This window comes from Nonomuraea sp. NPDC049309, assembly GCF_043196965.1.
Classification (GTDB): domain Bacteria; phylum Actinomycetota; class Actinomycetes; order Streptosporangiales; family Streptosporangiaceae; genus Nonomuraea; species Nonomuraea fastidiosa.
In genome coordinates this window covers 451,513-467,801 of sequence record NZ_JBICSH010000004.1, presented here as the reverse complement: position 1 = coordinate 467,801, position 16,289 = coordinate 451,513, and the positions used below count along the sequence as shown (strand labels likewise).

The window sequence follows — 16,289 nt, the reverse complement described above, 5'->3', positions numbered from 1 at the left end:
GAACAAGGCCGCGAGCACCTCGTTCCGCGAGCGCCACAACGTCGCGGGATTCAGCCAGCTGAAGCTCTTGCGATCCGGCCTGAGCTGCTGAAACGTGCCGATCTGCGAGCATGCCCAGCCCGCCCCCTCCTCCGACACCCGGGACGAAAGCTGCTTTCCGCGCTCAGCCGCTACTTCCACCATGACCACATCTTTACCGTGATCTATCTTCCATGCGACCTGAACGCTCCGTACTGTACGGAACACAGAAGGTTCGCAATGGTGTAGCCTTCCTCCCCCAAGCAAGCGGTTGGGATCGCCGAGGGGAGGCTCCGATGAGCCGTAGGGGCCCGGATGACGCGACCCGAAAAGGCACTTCCGGCGTGGAGGCCATCCAGGGTTCGCTGGCATTCGCGCAAACCCGGCCGCGCTGGAGCAGAAGCGCCGCGCTGAACGGTTTCCGCGAGGCGATCGCCCGCGCGCGGATACTCGCCGACGAGTCGCCTCGCGAGCACACCGAGCTCCTGGTGCACTGCCTCCGCACGACCGCGCGGCAGCTGCTTTTATGGAGACGTTCCGCGGAGGCGCTGCCACTGGCGCAGGAGGCGGTGGCGGCCGCCCGCTCCATCGGCGGCGCGCCGCTCATCGCCTCGCTGCACACGCTGGCGGACGCCTACGAGGCCGAGCGCCACTACAGCGACGCCGCCGCCGCGATCGCCGAGGCCGACGCGGTGCCCCCGGCCGACACCTGACCGCCGGCCGCCCCCACGCCCCTCGACCCGGCGCGAGCCCACGGCCGCACGCGGCCCGCACGACGGACCCGCCGGGGCTACGGGATGAGCACGCCGGGGTTGAGCACGCCCTCGGGGTCGAGCGACGCCTTGACCGCGCGCAGGATCCGCACCCCGACGGGGCCGATCTCCCGCCCGTAGGCCGCCACGTGGTCGCGGCCGACGCCGTGGTGGTGCGTGATCGTGCCGCCGGCCTCGACGACGGCCGCGTTCACCGCCTCCTTGGCCCGCTGCCACTGCGCCACCGGCTCGCCGTCCTGGGCGACGACGACGGTGAAGTAGAGCGAGGCGCCGGTCTCGTACACGTGGGAGATGTGGCAGAGCACCAGCGGCGAGCCGAGCGCGCCGAGCAGGGCGAGCCTGACGGCGTCGTACAGGCGCGGCAGGTTCGACCAGAAGCCGGCCGTCTCCAGCGTCTCGACGGTCGCGCCGGCGGCGAGCAGCGAGTCGCGCAGGTACGGCGCCGAGAAGCGGCCGTGCTCCCACGCCTGGCCCGGCCCCTCCCCCAGCGGCTCGCCGCCGTGCCGCGCGAGCACGGCCGACGCCCGGGTCCGCCGGGGGTCCACATCGGCGCCCTCGTACCCGGTGATCATGAGGCAGCCGCCGGGGCCGCCCGAGCCGATGGCCTCGGGATCGGCCAGGCCGACCATCGTCTCGGTCTCGTCCGACAGCCGCAGCACCGCGGGCAGCGGCCCCTCCTGGGCGAGCGCCCGCGCGGCGGCCGACCCGGCGGCGAACGACGGGAAGCGCCACCCCTCGTAGCGCCGCTCCGCGGGCGCGCGCCGCACCCGCAGCCGCAGCGAGGTGATGACGCCGAACGCGCCCTCGGAGCCGAGCACGAGCTGACGCAGGTCGGGCCCGGCCGCCGACTTGGGCGCGCGGCCGAGCTCGAGCGTGCCGGTGGGCGTGGCCAGGGTGAGCCCGGCCACCATGTCGTCGAAGCGGCCGTAACCGGCGGACGCCTGGCCGCTCGAGCGGGCCGCGGCGAAGCCGCCGAGCGTGGCGTACTCGAAGGACTGGGGAAAGTGCCCGAGCGTCAGGCCGTGCGCGGCGAGCAGCCGTTCGGCGTCGGGCGCGCGCACGCCCGGCTCGAAGTCGGCGAGCATCGACTCGGCGTCCACCGAGCGCAGCCGGTCGAGCCGCCGCAGGTCGAGCGCGACGACCCCGGCGAAGCGGTCGCGCCCGCCCGGCGCGAGGCCGCCCACGACGGAGGTGCCGCCGCCGAAGGGCACGACCGCGATCCGCTCGCGCGAGCACAGCTCGAGCAGGGCGGCCACCTCGTCGTGCGAGCCGGGCAGCACGACGGCGTCCGGGGCGTCGCCGCCGTCGCCCGCGCGCATGCGCAGCAGGTCGGGGGTGGACTTGCCGCGGGTGTGGCGGACGCGGTCCTCGTGCCCGGTCAGCACGTGCTCGTCGCCGACGACGCCGGCGAGCGCGCCGAGCAGAGACTCGGTGAGGGCGATCGGGGGCAGCCGCACCTCGTCCAGGGCGGCGGCGGGTGCGCCGGGCGCGCGGACGCCGAGCAGGTCGCCCAACAGCTTCTTGACCTGGTCCGGCAGCTCGCGGGCCTTGGCCGGGTCGCCCCAGCCGGACCACAGCATGGGTTCTCCAGTCACGTTTACACTGTGACATATGACGTCGAATCGTCACAATGACGACGTTGTGCTGGACGCAGCCCGTGACTGCGTGCTCGCCTACGGGGTGCGCAGGACGACGCTCACCGACGTGGCCCGCAGGGCGGGCGTCTCGCGGATGACGATCTACCGCCGCTGGCCCGACGTGCGCACGCTGGTCGCCGACCTCATGACCAGGGAGTGGGTGCGCGTGGTGTCGGAACTCGACCTGTCCGACCCGGTACGCGCGGTGGTGGCGGGCGTCAGGGGGCTGCGCGCGCACCCGTTGTGGCGCAAGATCGTGGAAGCGGACCCGGAACTGCTGCTGCCCTATCTGCTCGACCGGCGCGGCGCCAGCCACGAGGCCGTGCTCGAGGTGCTTGAGCCGGTCGCGGGCGGCCCGCGCAAGGCGCGCGCGGTGCTGCTCGTCGCGCAGTCGTTCCTGCTGTCCGCGCCGACCATGCTCGACCCCGTGACCATGGACGAGCTCGACGCCGAGCTCGCCGCGCTGCTGGAGGCCTACCTTGGATAGCTCGCTGAACGCCGCACGACGATCCCGCGAGCTGCGCGAGGTCGCCGAGCTTCCGGAGAGACGGCTGGACGTGCTGGTCGTCGGGCTCGGCGCGACGGGCGCGGGCGCCGCGCTCGACGCCGCCTCACGAGGGTTGAGCGTAGCGGCGATCGACGCGCACGACCTGGCTTTCGGCACATCCAGATGGAGCTCCAAGATGGTGCACGGCGGGCTGCGCTATCTGGCCAAGGGGCAGGTCGACGTGGCGTACGAGAGCGCGGTCGAGCGCGGCGTCCTGCTCCGCAAGACGGCTCCGCACCTGGTCAAGGCCCATCCGTACGTGCTGCCGCTGACCCCTGACGTCTCCCGCGCCCAGGAGGCCATGGTGATGGCCGGCTACCGGCTCGGCGACGCGCTGCGCGCCGCCGCCCGCACGCCGCGCCGCCTGCTGCCCGGCCCGAGCCGCCTCAGCCCGGAGCGCACCCGCAGGCTCGCACCCGTCCTGCGCGCGGACGGCGCGTCCGGGCGGCTGCGCGGCGGCCTGCTGTCGTGGGACGGCCGGCTGCTCGACGACGCCCGCCTGGTGGTCGCGATCGCCAGGACCGCCGCCGCGCACGGGGCGCGCATCCTGACCCGCTGCCGCGCGCTGCGCCTCACCGGCGACGGCGCCGACGTGCGCGACGAGCTGACCGGCGAGGAGTTCACGATCCGCGCCCGGGTGGTGATCAACGCCACCGGCGTGTGGTCGGGCGGGCTGGACCCGCGGGTGCGGCTGCGGCCGTCGCGCGGCACCCACATCGTGCTCGCGTCCCGCTCGCTGCCCGGCCTGATCGCGGGGCTGCACCTTCCGCTGCCGGGCGAGAGCAACAGGTTCGCGCTGGTGCTCCCGCAGCACGACGGCCGCGTGTACGTCGGGCTCACCGACGAGCCCGTGGACGGCCCGGTGCCGGACGTCCCCGAAGCGCCCGAGGAGGACGTCAGAACGCTGCTGGAGGTGTTGAACGGGGTTGTTGAGACTCCGGTGACCAGAGAGGCCGTCGCGGGCGCGTACGCGGGCCTCAGGCCGCTTCTGGCGGCCGACGGCAGGACGTCCGATCTGTCACGCAGGCACGCGGTGTTCGCGGGCGACGGTGTGGTGACCGTCGTGGGCGGGAAGCTGACGACATATCGGCGGATGGCCGAGGACGCGGTGGATCAGGCGGTCGAGCACGCGAACCTGCGGGCCGGGCGGTGCCGTACGCGGCGGATCCCGCTCGTCGGCGCGGGCCCGCGCCCGTCGGACGTGCCGCCGCGCGTGGCCGACAGGTACGGCTCGGAGGCCGATGCCGCGTACGAGCTGATCAAGGCGCACCCGGAGGAGGTCGGGCTGGGGCTGACGGCGGGCGACCTGCTCTGGTCGGTGCGGCACGAGGGCGCGCTGGACGAGAGCGACCTGCTCGACCGGCGGACGCGGATCGGCCTCGTCGCGCAGGACCGCGAGCGGGCTCTTCCGGCGACACGGGAGGTAGTGCACCAGACCTCCCGCCCATGACCTCTCCGAACCGTTAGGTTAGTCTTACCTAATTCGGTTCGGGGAAGGAGCATGTGCGTTGGCAAGGGGCTGCGGGCATCCGGCCGGGTGCCACACCGGAGCGGTGCCCACTCTGGCGAGTGCCACGGTGGGCGCGAGGCTGTGGCTGCTCGTCGAATACGCCGGACCGTGGCCCTCGCACCTGGAAAGCTTCGAACTTCCTGAAGAAATCTCGGAACTCGTCCGCAGAGCGCTCGAACGCGGTATCAGGCCCCAGCTGATCCGCCGCCCGGGAAGGCGGACCCGCCAGCGGGAGCAGGGGATCGGTGTGCTAGTGGCCCACGCCGTGGGCGACCGTCCATGGCTCGCCGGAGGCGTCATCGCAGGTCCTGACGATCTTGACCTGGACGCGCTGGTGGCCGGAGTGGTCCCCGAGTCCTGCATACTTGAAGACGAGCCGGTATTTCTGGTCTGCACGCACGCCAAGCGCAATGCGTGCTGCGCCCGCATTGGACTGCCCCTCGCTCGGTCCCTGGCCGAAAAACTGCCGGACAGAGTGTGGGAAACGTCACACGTTGGCGGCGATCGCTACGCCGCCAACCTCGTGTGCTTGCCACACGGAATTTTCTACGGCAGCATGTCTCAGGCTGCTGCACTGGCAGCGGCTAACGCGTACCGGGCGGGCGAGGTCATCCTCGACCGTTACCGGGGACGCGCAGGCATCCCTGAGCCATTGCAAGCCGTCGAGCACTTCGCCCGAGCCCATACGGGAGAGCGCTCCGTCGGCGCAGTGGCCGTGGAATCCTCCAGGATGGACGGCGACGTCACTCAGGCCATCGTGCGCTGTGGTGACGTCCGGCTCCAGGTTGTGATCGAACCATCGGCGTTCGCTGCGCCGTGTGGTACGGCTTGTGCCGAGACGATCACCACCTACCGGCTGGTTTCGCTGGACAGGCTCACGCCTGTGCGGTACGCCACGCCCGCCCTCACCTGATCTGGGAACATCACGGCCCAGCCTTGCGTTGGAACAGTGATGCCAAAAGCGTCCAATGCGGCTTAAATCCCGAAATACCTCTCACGAAGGTGGTTTTCTCATGTCTCAGGTACGTCGGCAGCTCGCCCGCCCCCGCCCCAGCTGGGGTTGGCAGGATGATGCCGCGTGCCGGGGTGAGGACCTCGTGCTCTTCTTCGGCCCCGATGGGGAGCGGCAGCCCGAGCGTGACGTACGTGAGCGGAAGGCCAAGGCGATCTGCGCCCAGTGCCCTGTCCGCAACGAGTGCCTTGACTACGCGCTGTCCCGGCCCGAGAAGTACGGCACGTGGGGCGGTCTCAACGAGGACGAGCGAGCCAGCGAGCGCCGCCGTCGCATGCGCCGCGCGGCCAGCGCCGGCATCTCCGCCGCCTGACACACACCCGGCACCTTCACCACACATCGCGTGATCACGCAGTTGTCCCGATGAACCGGAGCCTGGCGTTCCATGCCCAGGCTCTGGCGAACCCGGTCGGGACAACTGCCTGATCAGGCCATCGGCATCCCTTCGCGAACGAGCGGGGGGATGTGTTGTTTTCCCCACCGCGCACACCGGCCGCGGCCACGATCCGCCCCGGCGAGACGCCGCGCAGGGACTCCGGTCCGCATCCCCCAGGCGGATCCCCGCGTACGGGCTTCCGTGCGCACTACCCATGCGGATCCCCGCGTACCGGCTTCGGCGCGCACCATCCGTGCGGATCGCCGTGCACAGGCTTGTGCGCACGCCAACCGCGCGAAACCCCGTGCACGGGCTTTGGGGCACTTCGCCTGCGCGGATCGCCGCGTACGGCCCCGAGGGCGCACCGCCCGCGCGACCGCCACCCGTCGCGTACGGGCCGGATCGCGAGGACTCCGCGCCCGTGCGGCCCCTCATACGCGTCGGCGTCCCTCTCGTGCCTTGGTCCTCACGAATGGCACGCTAGCCGACGCATCCGACAATTTTCGTCACTGCACCAATTCAGCATCTTCCCCCGCATAACCCTGCCTTCTTCTGGCATCATCCGGGGGCTCGCCCACACCCGATCATCGGGAGCGTGGCAGCGCGGCATCGTCAGCGCTGATGTCTGGGCGCCGGATGGTCAGCCCCGGCCTGTCGGCGCCGGACTTTCGGCGCTTGTCAGGTCACCGCTGACCGTCGGCACCGCACCGTCAGCGCTCGAGACGTCACCGCCGGACCGTCAGCACCGCATCCCCGGCGCTCGAGATGTCGGCGCCGGACCGTCTACACCGCATCCCCGGCGCTCGAGACATCAGCACCGGACCGTCAGCACCGAATCATCAGCGCCGGACGGTCGGCGTCGGCTTGTCAGCGCTCGATTGTCACAGGCGGCCGATACCGTCGAGGTCATGCCGACTTCGCATAGCGCCTCCGTTCTGGCCGACGATCTGCAAGAGGTCGTCGCGCGGGCCGTCGAGACTCTCGCGCAGGCCGACGAGCCCGCCGCCTGGGATGTCAGGGCGGGCTCGCTCGAATGGACGTGCTGGGAGACGGCCGAGCACCTCGCCGACGATCTGTTCGCCTACGCCGTCCAGCTCGGGCTGACGGTGCCGCCGCTCGACCGCTACGTGCCGTTCAAGATGGGCAGCGCCAGGCCGGGCGGCCCGCGCAACAGCGTGCACGCCGACCGCGCGGGCGGCGTCACCGGCCTGCTTCAGGTGCTGCAGAGCACCGGCGCGCTGCTCATCGCGGCCGTGCGCACCGCTCCGCCGCAGGCACGCGCCCATCACGTCTTCGGCCCGGCCGACGCCTCGGCCTCAGCCGCGATGGGCTTGGTCGAAACGCTCGTGCACGTGCACGACATGGCGCAAGGGCTGGGCCTGTCCTGGACACCGCCCGCCGATGTCTGCGCACGCGTGCTCGGCCGCCTCTTCCCCGACGCCCCGGAGGGCGGCGACCCCTGGGCCACGCTGCTGTGGGCCACGGGCCGCGGCGATCTGCCGGGGCGTCCGCGGCTTACGCGCTGGCGCTGGCACAACGCGCCCAGGCCCGAAACCGCCCACCCCTGACCGAAAATGCACCGCCGCCCGGGCGGTCATGACCGGGCTGGCGGACAGTCAGGATGGCGGAGACCGCCGGGACAGCGGGGACGGCGTTCTTCGTCCCCGGCCCAGAGCCGGCAGACGAGGACGGCGCCCCCACTCCCGGCCCGGCCGCGAGCGGGATGGCGCTCCTCACTCCCCGCCCGGAGCCGGGTCGCATGCGCGGACAGCGCCCTCGCTCCCACTCCGGGTCACATGCGCGGACGGCGCTCCTCACTCCCAGCCGGGGCCGGGTCGCATGCGCGAATGGCGCCTCTCGTCCCCAGTCCGGGGCGTATGAGGGGATGGTGTCTCTCGTCCCCAGGGCGGGGCCGCGAGCGGGGACGGCGTCCCTCGCTCCGAGCCCGGGACATGGGCGGGGACGGCGTCCCCCACTCCGCGATCCGGCCGTGGACGGGGATGGCGTCCCGCATTCCCAGCCTGGGTCATGTGCGGGGACGGCGCCCTTCGTCCCCAGCCAGGGACCACCGGCGGGGATGAGGGAGAGGTCAGACGATCAGGTCGTCGAACTCGCCGTCTTTGGCGCCGAGGACGAACGCGGTGATCTCGGCCGGCGTGTAGACAAGCGCGGGACCGTCGGGAAAGCGTGAGTTACGCATGGCGATCTCCCCGTTGGGCAGGCTCGCGACCTCGACGCAGTTGCCGTTGGGGTTGCTCCGCTTGCTCTTGCGCCAGACGACGGGAAGGCGGCCGGCGGGCGTTCCGTTCCGGAACTCTTGCATGGGGGCAGCTCCTCGCGATCTTACGGATGCACGTGCATCCGCGCTTGCGAGGTGACAATACGGCAACGCGACGGGCTCCATATACCGGACAGCCAAAATCCCTATATGGAGTGGATCACACGGACATGTGACTCAGTCGGAGAGCAGGCGTTCCAGGAAGCGCCTGGTCGCCCTCGGCTCCTCCGCCTGGATGCTCAGCCGGTCCATGACCTCCATGTAGTGGTCGGAGTCGGCGGGCTTGTCCAGGTACAGGGCGCTGGTGAGCTGCTCCATGTAGACGACGTCGGGCAGCTCGCGCTCGGGGAAGCGCAGGATGCTGAACGGCCCGCCGGCCGCGGCGTGCCCGCCCCGCTCGAACGGCATGACCTGCACGGTCACGTTGCGCTCCGCGGTGATGTCGAGCAGATGGGCGATCTGCCCGCGCATGACCTCGTGGCCGCCGAGCATGCGGCGCACGACGGCCTCGTCGATCACCGCCCAGAGCGTCAGCCCGCTCTCCAGGCGCTTCTGCCGCGTCATCCGCAGCGCGACCCGGCGGTCCAACTCGTCCTCCGGCGCCTTCTCGTGGGCCAGCGAGATCACCGCCCTGGCGTAGTCGGGCGTCTGCAGCAGGCCGGGGACGAACTGGTTCTCGTACGTGCGGATGCTGGAGGCGGCGCCCTCCAGGCCGATGTAGACCTCGAACCAGGACGGCAGCAGGTCGCTGTACTGGTGCCACCAGCCGGGGGCGTTGGCCTGCTTGGCCAGCGCCAGCAGCGGCTCACGCTCCTTGGGGTCGGTGACGCCGTACAGGGTGAGCAGGTCGGCCACGTCACGCTGTTTGAAACTGACCTGACCTAGCTCCAATCGGCTGATCTTTGCATGAGATGCGCGAATCGCATACCCGGCGTCCTCGCGGGAGATACCCTTTTCCGTGCGGAGCCTGCGCAGTTGAGTGCCCAGCAGGATCCGCAGCACCGTAGGGCTTCCAGGCGTGTGACTGAGAAGCTTCCCCTCCGTGCTCTCCGCGCTCACTCCACCGCTCCTTGGACTCCCTGCACGTGCAGATGCGATTCGCATCCGTAAACTACGAAAAGTCTTGCATCGGTAAGCACTGGCCGTAAAGATGGGTATTGGATCACCAGACCGCGCCTCGGGGGCCAGGATGACGACTTTCGACGCACGGCCGCAAGCCGCCATTGGTTCCCGGCCACCGGCATGGCTCTCGTCCATCCTGGTCGACGGGCGGCCCGGCGAGTGCGACGCCGTCTTCCCCTTTCCCCACAACGCGGCAGTCGAGCCCGCGTGCGTGTCCATCGCGCGGCGCTTCGTCGATCAGACGCTCGGCACATGGGGTGCGATGGAGGCCGCCTTCGACCTGCAACTGGTGGTCTCCGAACTGGTGACCAACGCCATCCGCCACGGCGGCGGCGCGGCGCAGCTCAGGCTCTTGGCCCACGGAAACGACCTGGCCTGCGTGGTCACCGACCACAGCCGCACGGTGCCGGTCGCCGCGGCGCCCGACGTCTTCTCCGAGTACGGGCGCGGCCTGCGGCTCGTGGACGCCCTCTGCTCCGCCTGGGGCTGGCTGTCCACCGGCTCCTCACGCAAGCTCGTCTGGGCCGTCATCACCGGCTGAACTCTCCTCCAGCAGGCGCAGCACATCATCGTCGGTGAGCTGCTCGAAGTCCGCGTACCACTGCCCGACCGCCTGGAAGGCCGCCGGGGTCAGCAGCACCACCACCTCGTCCGCCTCGTCCCGCAGCGACGCCACCGTGTCCGGCGAGCCGACCGGCACCGCCAGCGTGACCTTCGCCGGTTTGGCCGCGGCCACCGTCCTGAGCGCCGCCCGCGCGGTGCCGCCCGTCGCCAGGCCGTCGTCCACCACGATCACCTCGCGGCCCTCCAGCGGAGGCAGCGGGCGGTCGCCGCGGTAGACGCGTACCCTGCGGGCCAGCTCGCGCCGCTCCCGGCGTACCACGTCCGCCAGCGACTCGGGCGTCAGCCCGAGCCGGCGCAGCAGCCCGTGGTCGAACACCGGCTCACCGCCCTCGGCCATCGCGCCGACCCCCAGCTCGGGAGCCGGCGGGAAACCGATCTTCCTGGTCACCAGCACCTCGAGCGGCGCTCCGAGACGGCGCGCGATCGGCGCCGCCACGGCCACGCCGCCGCGCGGCAGGGCGAGGATCACGGGGTCGTGCGCGTCCCGCAACCGCTCCGCGAGCAGCTCCCCCGCCTGGGTCCGGTCTGCGAAGAGCTCCATGAAATGTGCCCTACCCGCTCCCCGCCGCCCCTTTCGCACCTTTCCTCCGGGATCGACGCCCCATCAACCCGTCCGAGTCGGGACTTCGGCACTCCCCCGCGCAGGAGGGCGACCGTGCACTCGCGAGCCCTGGCCGTCCGCTACGAGCCCGCCGGGGCGGGGGTCAGGGACGGTTGCGGCCGGAGCGGCGCATTTCCTTGTGGATCACTTTCCACCGGTTCCGCTGCTCCTTGCGCAGCCGCGCGTCCGTCCTGGCCGCCATCCACAAGGCCTCGCGCTGAAGCTTGCGCCAGCTGTGCAGGCGGCGCTCCGGCAGGTCGCCGTTCTCGACGGCCGCGAGCACCGCGCAGCCGGGCTCGCTGTCGTGGCCGCAGTCGCCGAAGCGGCAGCCGGCGGCCAGCGCGTCGATGTCGGAGAAGACACGGTCGACGCCGTCGCCGATGTCGTAGAGGCCGACCCGCCGGATGCCCGGCGTGTCGATGATCAGCCCGCCTCCGGGCAGCGGGATGAGCTCGCGGTGGACGGTGGTGTGGCGGCCGCGGCCGTCGGCGGCGCGTACCTGCTGGGTCTCCATGACGGTCTCCCCGGCGAGCGCGTTGGCCAGGGTGGACTTGCCGGCTCCCGACGGGCCGAGGATGACGGCGGTGCGCGAGCCCTGCAGGTAGCCGGCGACCAGATCGACGCCGTCGCCCTTCAGCGACGATACAGCGTGCACGTCCACGCCGGGCGCGGCCGTGCGGACGTCGGCGAGCAGGTCGTCGAGCCCGTCGTCGAACAGGTCGGATTTGGTGACGAGGACGACGGGCGTGCCGCCGGATTCCCAGGCCAGCGCGACGAGGCGTTCGATGCGGCCGAGGTCGGCGAAGTCGGTGGAGTGCATGGACGGCTCGGCCACGAAGACGATGTCGACGTTGGCGGCGAGCACCTGGCCCTGACCGTCGCCGGACAGCCCGCCGACGGAGTCGCGGCTGACGCCGCCCCGCACGAACGCGGTGGTGCGCGGCAGCACCTGGTCGAGCTCGTAGCGGCCCTCGGGCAGCCAGGTGAGCGCCGCCCAGTCGCCGACGCAGGGCAGTGCGATGGGGTCGGCGGCCGAGGCCCGGCGTACGCGGGCGCCGTATCTGACGTGGTGCCGGCCGTCGGCGGCGATCACCTCGGCGGCGCCGCGGTCGACGCGGGACACCCGGGCCGGGACGGTGCCGTCGGGAAGAGCGGCGGCGCGCAGGTCGGTCCAGCCGAACAGCGAAAGATCGTAAGACAACGCAGTGGAACCTTTGATCAAGAAGGTGAAAGAAGGGAAGGCTCGGGGCCGCTCAGGCGAGCGCCCGGAGGTGGACTGAAGGCACGGCGAAGACGGTGACCCGCATAGTCCTCACCTCCTCGATCGTTTGCCGAGCCGACTCTACGTATCCGGCCACGGCGATGCAATCGCATTATGTTCCGCCGCCTGTTGAACCGCGTTAGGGCGGCCGGCCGTACCACCTGCCGACGGACTGAGAAAGGGGAATGATGCGAACCGGCACGTATCCCCCGTCCTCGGCCGAGGAAGCCGTACCGTCGGGCAAGCCGCGCTTACGCCACTGGATCCGGCGCGTACGCCCGGACGACGAGGTGGTCGTGTCCGCGCTGTACCGGGAGTACCACAGGCCGCTGCTGGCCTTCGTGATCCGGCTGACCGCGGGCGATCGGCAGTGGGCGGAAGACGTGGTGCAAGAGACGATGATCAGGGCGTGGCGGAGTGCGGAGCGGCTCGACCCTGACTCGGTCTCGCTGATGCCCTGGCTCGCCACGGTCGCCAGACGTATCGTGATCGATGATCGGCGGCGGAAGGACGCCCGGCCGCGGGAGTCGGGTGCCGCGCCGCTGGAGAGCCTGCCCGTTCCCGACGAGATGGAGGGACTGCTGCATCAGGTCGTCGTGGCCGAGGCGCTGAAGGCGCTGTCGCCGGCACATCGCGAGATCCTCAACGAGACGATCCTGCGGGACCGGTCGGTCAACGACGCCGCCGCGGCCCTGGGCATCCCCGTGGGCACGGTGAAGTCCCGCGTCTACTACGCCGTCCGCGCGCTCCGCATCGCATTGGAGGAGAGGGGGGTGACGGCGTGACTTCGAGGGTCGAGCACACGGACGTGGGCGCCTACGCGCTCGGGCTGCTGGACGAGGACGACCGGCTGGCGTTCGAGGCACACCTGCTGGGCTGCAGTTCCTGCCGCTACGAGCTGCACGAGCTGTCGGGCGTGGCGAACGTGCTGCACGGCATCGGCCCCGTCGAGGACCTCGGCCCCCCCTTCCGATGACCGCCGGTCCGACGTGGTGAGCCTGCTGCGGCGCAAGCGGGCGGCCGACCGGCGGGCGCGCAGGGGGACGTTCGTGATCGGCATCGCGGCGGCGGTCACGCTGGTGGCCGGCGGGCTGGTGGTCGGCACGCAGCTCGACGCGGGCGAGGCCGTGCCGCTCGCGCAGGGCCGAAGCGGTGAGATGGGTACGCACATGGGCACCGCCGAGCAGTTCTACGCCGAGGGCCGCCCGATCCAGGGCAAGGGCGTGGACGGCGTCACCGGGGGGCTGGTGGTCGAGTCGAAGAAGTGGGGCACGCACGTGGCGCTGAAGCTGGCGGGCGTGAAGGGGCCCCTGGAGTGCGAGCTGGTCTCGGTCGCCAAGTCGGGTGAGCGCCGGGTGATGACCGGGTGGTCCGTGCCTCCAGCCGGGTACGGAGTGCCGGGGTCGCCCGACCCGCTCTACATGCATGGGGGCAGCGCGACGCAGCTGAAGGACATCGACCGCTTCGAGGTGGTCACGTCGGACGGCAAACGGCTGCTCACCGTCGAGACCTGACCGCGCGCCGCGTACGCGGCCGCGGTCGGCGAGCGGGGCATTCCGGCCACGCCCCGCCCGCGAACAGCGCCCCGCCGCGCCCGGGAGCCCGTGCGGCGGGGCGCTCGGCCTTCTCCGTGCCCGTGCCCGTGCCGGACGGCTTACAGGCCGGGGGCGGGGAACTGCGAGGTCAGCTCGGTGACCTCGTTGCGCACGCGGGTGATGACGTCTTCCGCGTCGCCCTTGGCCACGGCCGAGACGACCTCGTCGATCCAGGCGCCGATCTGCCGCATCTCGTTCTCGCCCATGCCGCGCGAGGTGACGGACGGGGTGCCGATGCGGATGCCGGAGGGGTCGAACGGCTTGCGCGGGTCGAACGGGACCGTGTTGTAGTTGGTCTCGAGGCCGGCACGGTCGAGCGCCTGCGCGGCCGGCTTGCCGCCGATGCCCTTGGGCGTGAGGTCGAGCAGGATGAGGTGGTTGTCGGTGCCGCCGGAGACCAGGTCGAAGCCGCGCGCCGACAGCTCGTCGGCCAGCGCCTTGGCGTTGCGCACGATCTGGTGGGCGTACTCGCGGAACTCCGGCTGGGCGGCCTCGTGGAGCGCGACCGCGATGGCGGCGGTGGTGTGGTTGTGCGGGCCGCCCTGCAGGCCGGGGAAGACGGCCTTGTTGAGCGCGGTGGCGTGCTCGTCGGTCATCGACATGAGCATCGCGCCGCGCGGGCCGCGCAGCGTCTTGTGGGTGGTCGTGGAGATCACGTCGGCGTGGCCGACAGGCGACGGGTGCGCGCCGCCCGCGACCAGGCCCGCGATGTGGGCGATGTCGGCCGCGAGCACGGCGCCGACCTCACGGGCGATCGAGGCGAAGCCCTCGAAGTCGATGGTGCGCGGGATCGCGGTGCCGCCGCAGAAGATGAGCTTCGGCCGGTGCTGCAGGGCGAGCTCGCGGACCTCGTCGAGGTCGATGCGGCCGGTGTCCTTGCGCACGCCGTAGCGGACCGGGTTGAACCACTTGCCGGTGGCCGAGACCGACCAGCCGTGGGTGAGGTGGCCGCCGAACGGCAGGCCCATGCCCATCACGGTGTCGCCGGGCTGCAGGAACGCCATGTAGACGGCGAGGTTGGCGGGCGAGCCGGAGTAGGGCTGGACGTTGGCGTGGTTGACGCCGAACAGCGACTTGGCGCGCTCGATGGCGAGGGTCTCGATCTGGTCGATGACCTGCTGGCCCTCGTAGTAGCGCTTGCCCGCGTAGCCCTCGGAGTATTTGTTGGTCAGCACCGTGCCGGTGGCCTCGAGCACGGCCTTGGACACGTAGTTCTCGGACGCGATCAGCTTGACGGTGTCGGCCTGGCGACGCTCTTCAGCCTGGATGAGCTGGGCGATCTGCGGGTCGACGCTAGCGAGAGAACCCATGACTCTCCTGTCATCGTTGACGATCTGCGAAGACCCAGGCGCACGGCCTCCGCTCCTTTCGCTCCCTGGTGGTCGTTCCCACCTGATGCGCCAGTCGCGTCTCGCCCTAGACGATAGCGGATGTGGCAGGGGCCCATTTCCTGGTGATCAGCAGGCCGGCGCCCGCGGACGGCGAGTCACGCCTCCTCGACCGCCACGTGCTTGAACAGGCCGAAGAGCCTCAGGTTGACGTCCACGTGGTCGGCGTCGTCGGGCAGGCCCTCGAAGACGGCCCAGAGCTGGAGCTGGTCGCCTTGGCCGAACGGCGCAGCCGGGACGCTGGAGCAGCGGCATCTGCCCTCGTCGATCACCGGGAAGAGCGCGTCGCGCACGCCCGGCGGGACGATGCTCACCTGCGAGACCGTCTGGTCGAGGCCGCCTCTGCCGAGCTTGAGCGTGAACGGCGCGTTCTCGGTGCCGACGTTCTTGACCGTCCAGACGAGGCGGGCGGACGCGCCCTGACGTACCAGCGAGTCGATACTGACCTCGAACGTGGTGCCGAGCGCCTCGACCTTGCGGGTCGCCTCCGGCGTGCCGGGCACGGGTCCCTGCCGCTCCCAGGGGCGTACGGCGACGAGCGTGACGGCCGCGCCCATGACGGCGGCGACCACGCCGACGAGGAGCATCGGCCAGATCCGCCGCCGGGGGGCGGCGGGCACCCCGGGCGGCTGGGACGGCTGGGACGGCCCGGCCTGCGGCCGGGTGGCCGGGAGGACGACCGGCGTCCACGTCTCGGAGACGGCCTGGGTGGCGGCGGCCACCGGCACCTGCGCGCGGCCGAGCAGCGCGTCGATGAGCTGCTGGGCGGTCGGCCGGCGGGCCGGGTCCTTGTCCAGCGCCCGCTCGACCAGCGGCCGGACGCGCTCGTCGAGCCCGTCGAGCCGGGGCGCGTGGTTGATCACGCGGTAGATGACCTCGGGCACGCCTCCGGTGCCGAACGGCGGCCTGCCGGTGCCCGCGTACGCCACCAGCGAGCCCCAGGAGAAGATGTCGCTCGCGGGGGTCACGTGCTCGCCCCTGGCCTGCTCCGGCGACATGTACGCGGGCGTCCCCATCGACCTGGCGACGGTCGCCACCGCGCCGGAGGCGTCGGCGAGCTGCGCGATGCCGAAGTCGATGACGCGCGGCCCGAGCGGGCTGAGCAGCACGTTGGACGGCTTGAGGTCGCGGTGGACGACCCCGGCGGCGTGGATGGCGGCCAGGGCGGTGGCCACGCCGACGGCGAGCGCCTCCAGGTTCGCGCCGGTGAGCGGCGCGCGCGAGACCACGGCCGACAGATCAGGGCCTTCCACATATTCAGTGACGATGTAGGCGATGCCAGCGTGGAACCCGGCGTCGAGCACGGGCGCGGTGCAGAACCTCGCGACCCGCCGCGCGGCCTCGCTCTCCTTGCCGAACCTGCGCCGGAACTCCTCCTGCCCGGCCAGGTCGGCGCGCATCATCTTGAGCGCGACCTGCCTGCCGGCAGGGTCGCAGGCGAGGTGCACGACGCCCATGCCGCCCTCGCCGAGCTTCTTCACCAAGGTGTAGGGACCGACCCGCTGTGGCGACTCCATCGAGGGGATTATTCCGGACACCCCCCGCGT

17 protein-coding genes are annotated in these 16,289 nt (G+C 71.6%); 10 read left to right on the top strand and 7 right to left on the bottom strand.

Features of this window, described 5'->3' with window-relative positions:
• The first annotated feature begins 362 nt into the window (after window positions 1–362).
• A complete protein-coding gene (locus ACGFIM_RS27215; RefSeq protein ID WP_393205221.1) occupies window positions 363–731 on the top strand; it encodes a hypothetical protein in 369 nt (122 codons plus the stop codon).
• A 77-nt stretch (window positions 732–808) separates the two neighbouring features.
• Here ACGFIM_RS27215 and ACGFIM_RS27210 read toward each other — a convergent pair whose 3' ends face one another.
• Window positions 809–2,371 (bottom strand): FAD-binding oxidoreductase, encoded by a 1,563-nt coding sequence (locus tag ACGFIM_RS27210; protein WP_393205915.1) that lies wholly within the window; start codon window positions 2,369–2,371, stop codon window positions 809–811.
• Window positions 2,372–2,402: 31 nt separating this feature from the next.
• Here ACGFIM_RS27210 and ACGFIM_RS27205 point away from each other — a divergent pair, with 31 nt between their 5' ends.
• The 5 genes from ACGFIM_RS27205 (at window position 2,403) to ACGFIM_RS27185 (ending at window position 7,441) form a co-directional block, all read left to right on the top strand.
• Window positions 2,403–2,915, top strand: a complete 513-nt coding sequence (locus tag ACGFIM_RS27205) for a TetR/AcrR family transcriptional regulator (protein ID WP_393205218.1) — start codon at window positions 2,403–2,405, stop codon at window positions 2,913–2,915.
• A complete protein-coding gene (locus ACGFIM_RS27200; protein ID WP_393205215.1) occupies window positions 2,908–4,425 on the top strand; it encodes a glycerol-3-phosphate dehydrogenase/oxidase in 1,518 nt (505 codons plus the stop codon). The genes ACGFIM_RS27205 and ACGFIM_RS27200 overlap by 8 nt, the downstream gene beginning before the upstream one ends.
• Window positions 4,426–4,528: 103 nt before the next feature.
• Complete coding sequence (locus ACGFIM_RS27195) at window positions 4,529–5,398, top strand: sucrase ferredoxin (RefSeq protein WP_393205212.1); 870 nt, start codon at window positions 4,529–4,531, stop codon at window positions 5,396–5,398.
• A gap of 100 nt (window positions 5,399–5,498) precedes the next feature.
• Window positions 5,499–5,810: a WhiB family transcriptional regulator gene (locus tag ACGFIM_RS27190; protein ID WP_080036407.1), complete on the top strand. Its 312-nt coding sequence runs from the start codon at window positions 5,499–5,501 to the stop codon at window positions 5,808–5,810.
• A gap of 971 nt (window positions 5,811–6,781) precedes the next feature.
• A complete protein-coding gene (locus ACGFIM_RS27185; protein WP_393205209.1) occupies window positions 6,782–7,441 on the top strand; it encodes a hypothetical protein in 660 nt (219 codons plus the stop codon).
• A gap of 521 nt (window positions 7,442–7,962) precedes the next feature.
• Here ACGFIM_RS27185 and ACGFIM_RS27180 read toward each other — a convergent pair.
• Complete coding sequence (locus ACGFIM_RS27180; protein ID WP_393205206.1) at window positions 7,963–8,196, bottom strand: DUF397 domain-containing protein; 234 nt, start codon at window positions 8,194–8,196, stop codon at window positions 7,963–7,965.
• 132 nt (window positions 8,197–8,328) lie between these two features.
• A complete protein-coding gene (locus ACGFIM_RS27175; protein WP_393205203.1) occupies window positions 8,329–9,255 on the bottom strand; it encodes a helix-turn-helix domain-containing protein in 927 nt (308 codons plus the stop codon).
• 85 nt (window positions 9,256–9,340) lie between these two features.
• Here ACGFIM_RS27175 and ACGFIM_RS27170 point away from each other — a divergent pair, with 85 nt between their 5' ends.
• On the top strand, window positions 9,341–9,814 hold the full coding sequence (locus ACGFIM_RS27170) for an ATP-binding protein (protein ID WP_393205200.1): 474 nt from the start codon (window positions 9,341–9,343) through the stop codon (window positions 9,812–9,814).
• Here ACGFIM_RS27170 and ACGFIM_RS27165 read toward each other — a convergent pair.
• Window positions 9,779–10,438 (bottom strand): phosphoribosyltransferase, encoded by a 660-nt coding sequence (locus ACGFIM_RS27165; protein WP_393205197.1) that lies wholly within the window; start codon window positions 10,436–10,438, stop codon window positions 9,779–9,781. The two genes, ACGFIM_RS27170 and ACGFIM_RS27165, sit on opposite strands and share 36 nt — an antisense overlap.
• 163 nt (window positions 10,439–10,601) lie before the next feature.
• The gene (gene rsgA, locus ACGFIM_RS27160) at window positions 10,602–11,699 is read right to left on the bottom strand and encodes a ribosome small subunit-dependent GTPase A (protein ID WP_393205194.1); all 1,098 of its coding nucleotides are present in this window, start codon (window positions 11,697–11,699) and stop codon (window positions 10,602–10,604) included.
• A gap of 356 nt (window positions 11,700–12,055) precedes the next feature.
• On the opposite strand from rsgA, the gene ACGFIM_RS27155 reads away from it, so the two are divergent.
• The 3 genes from ACGFIM_RS27155 to ACGFIM_RS27145 are packed head-to-tail and all read left to right on the top strand — an operon-like array spanning window position 12,056 to window position 13,273.
• Window positions 12,056–12,544, top strand: a complete 489-nt coding sequence (locus ACGFIM_RS27155; protein ID WP_364067698.1) for a sigma-70 family RNA polymerase sigma factor — start codon at window positions 12,056–12,058, stop codon at window positions 12,542–12,544.
• Complete coding sequence (locus ACGFIM_RS27150; RefSeq protein ID WP_393205191.1) at window positions 12,541–12,735, top strand: anti-sigma factor family protein; 195 nt, start codon at window positions 12,541–12,543, stop codon at window positions 12,733–12,735. Before ACGFIM_RS27155 ends, ACGFIM_RS27150 begins: the two co-directional genes overlap by 4 nt.
• 16 nt (window positions 12,736–12,751) lie before the next feature.
• Window positions 12,752–13,273, top strand: coding sequence for a hypothetical protein (locus ACGFIM_RS27145; protein ID WP_393205188.1), 522 nt, complete (start codon window positions 12,752–12,754; stop codon window positions 13,271–13,273).
• Window positions 13,274–13,413: 140 nt separating this feature from the next.
• On the opposite strand, the gene glyA is transcribed toward ACGFIM_RS27145, so the two are convergent.
• Both glyA and ACGFIM_RS27135 read right to left on the bottom strand, forming a co-directional pair.
• Window positions 13,414–14,664 (bottom strand): serine hydroxymethyltransferase, encoded by a 1,251-nt coding sequence (gene glyA, locus ACGFIM_RS27140; protein ID WP_364067418.1) that lies wholly within the window; start codon window positions 14,662–14,664, stop codon window positions 13,414–13,416.
• A 176-nt stretch (window positions 14,665–14,840) separates the two neighbouring features.
• Window positions 14,841–16,259 (bottom strand): protein kinase, encoded by a 1,419-nt coding sequence (locus ACGFIM_RS27135; protein ID WP_393205185.1) that lies wholly within the window; start codon window positions 16,257–16,259, stop codon window positions 14,841–14,843.
• Window positions 16,260–16,289 lie beyond the last annotated feature (30 nt).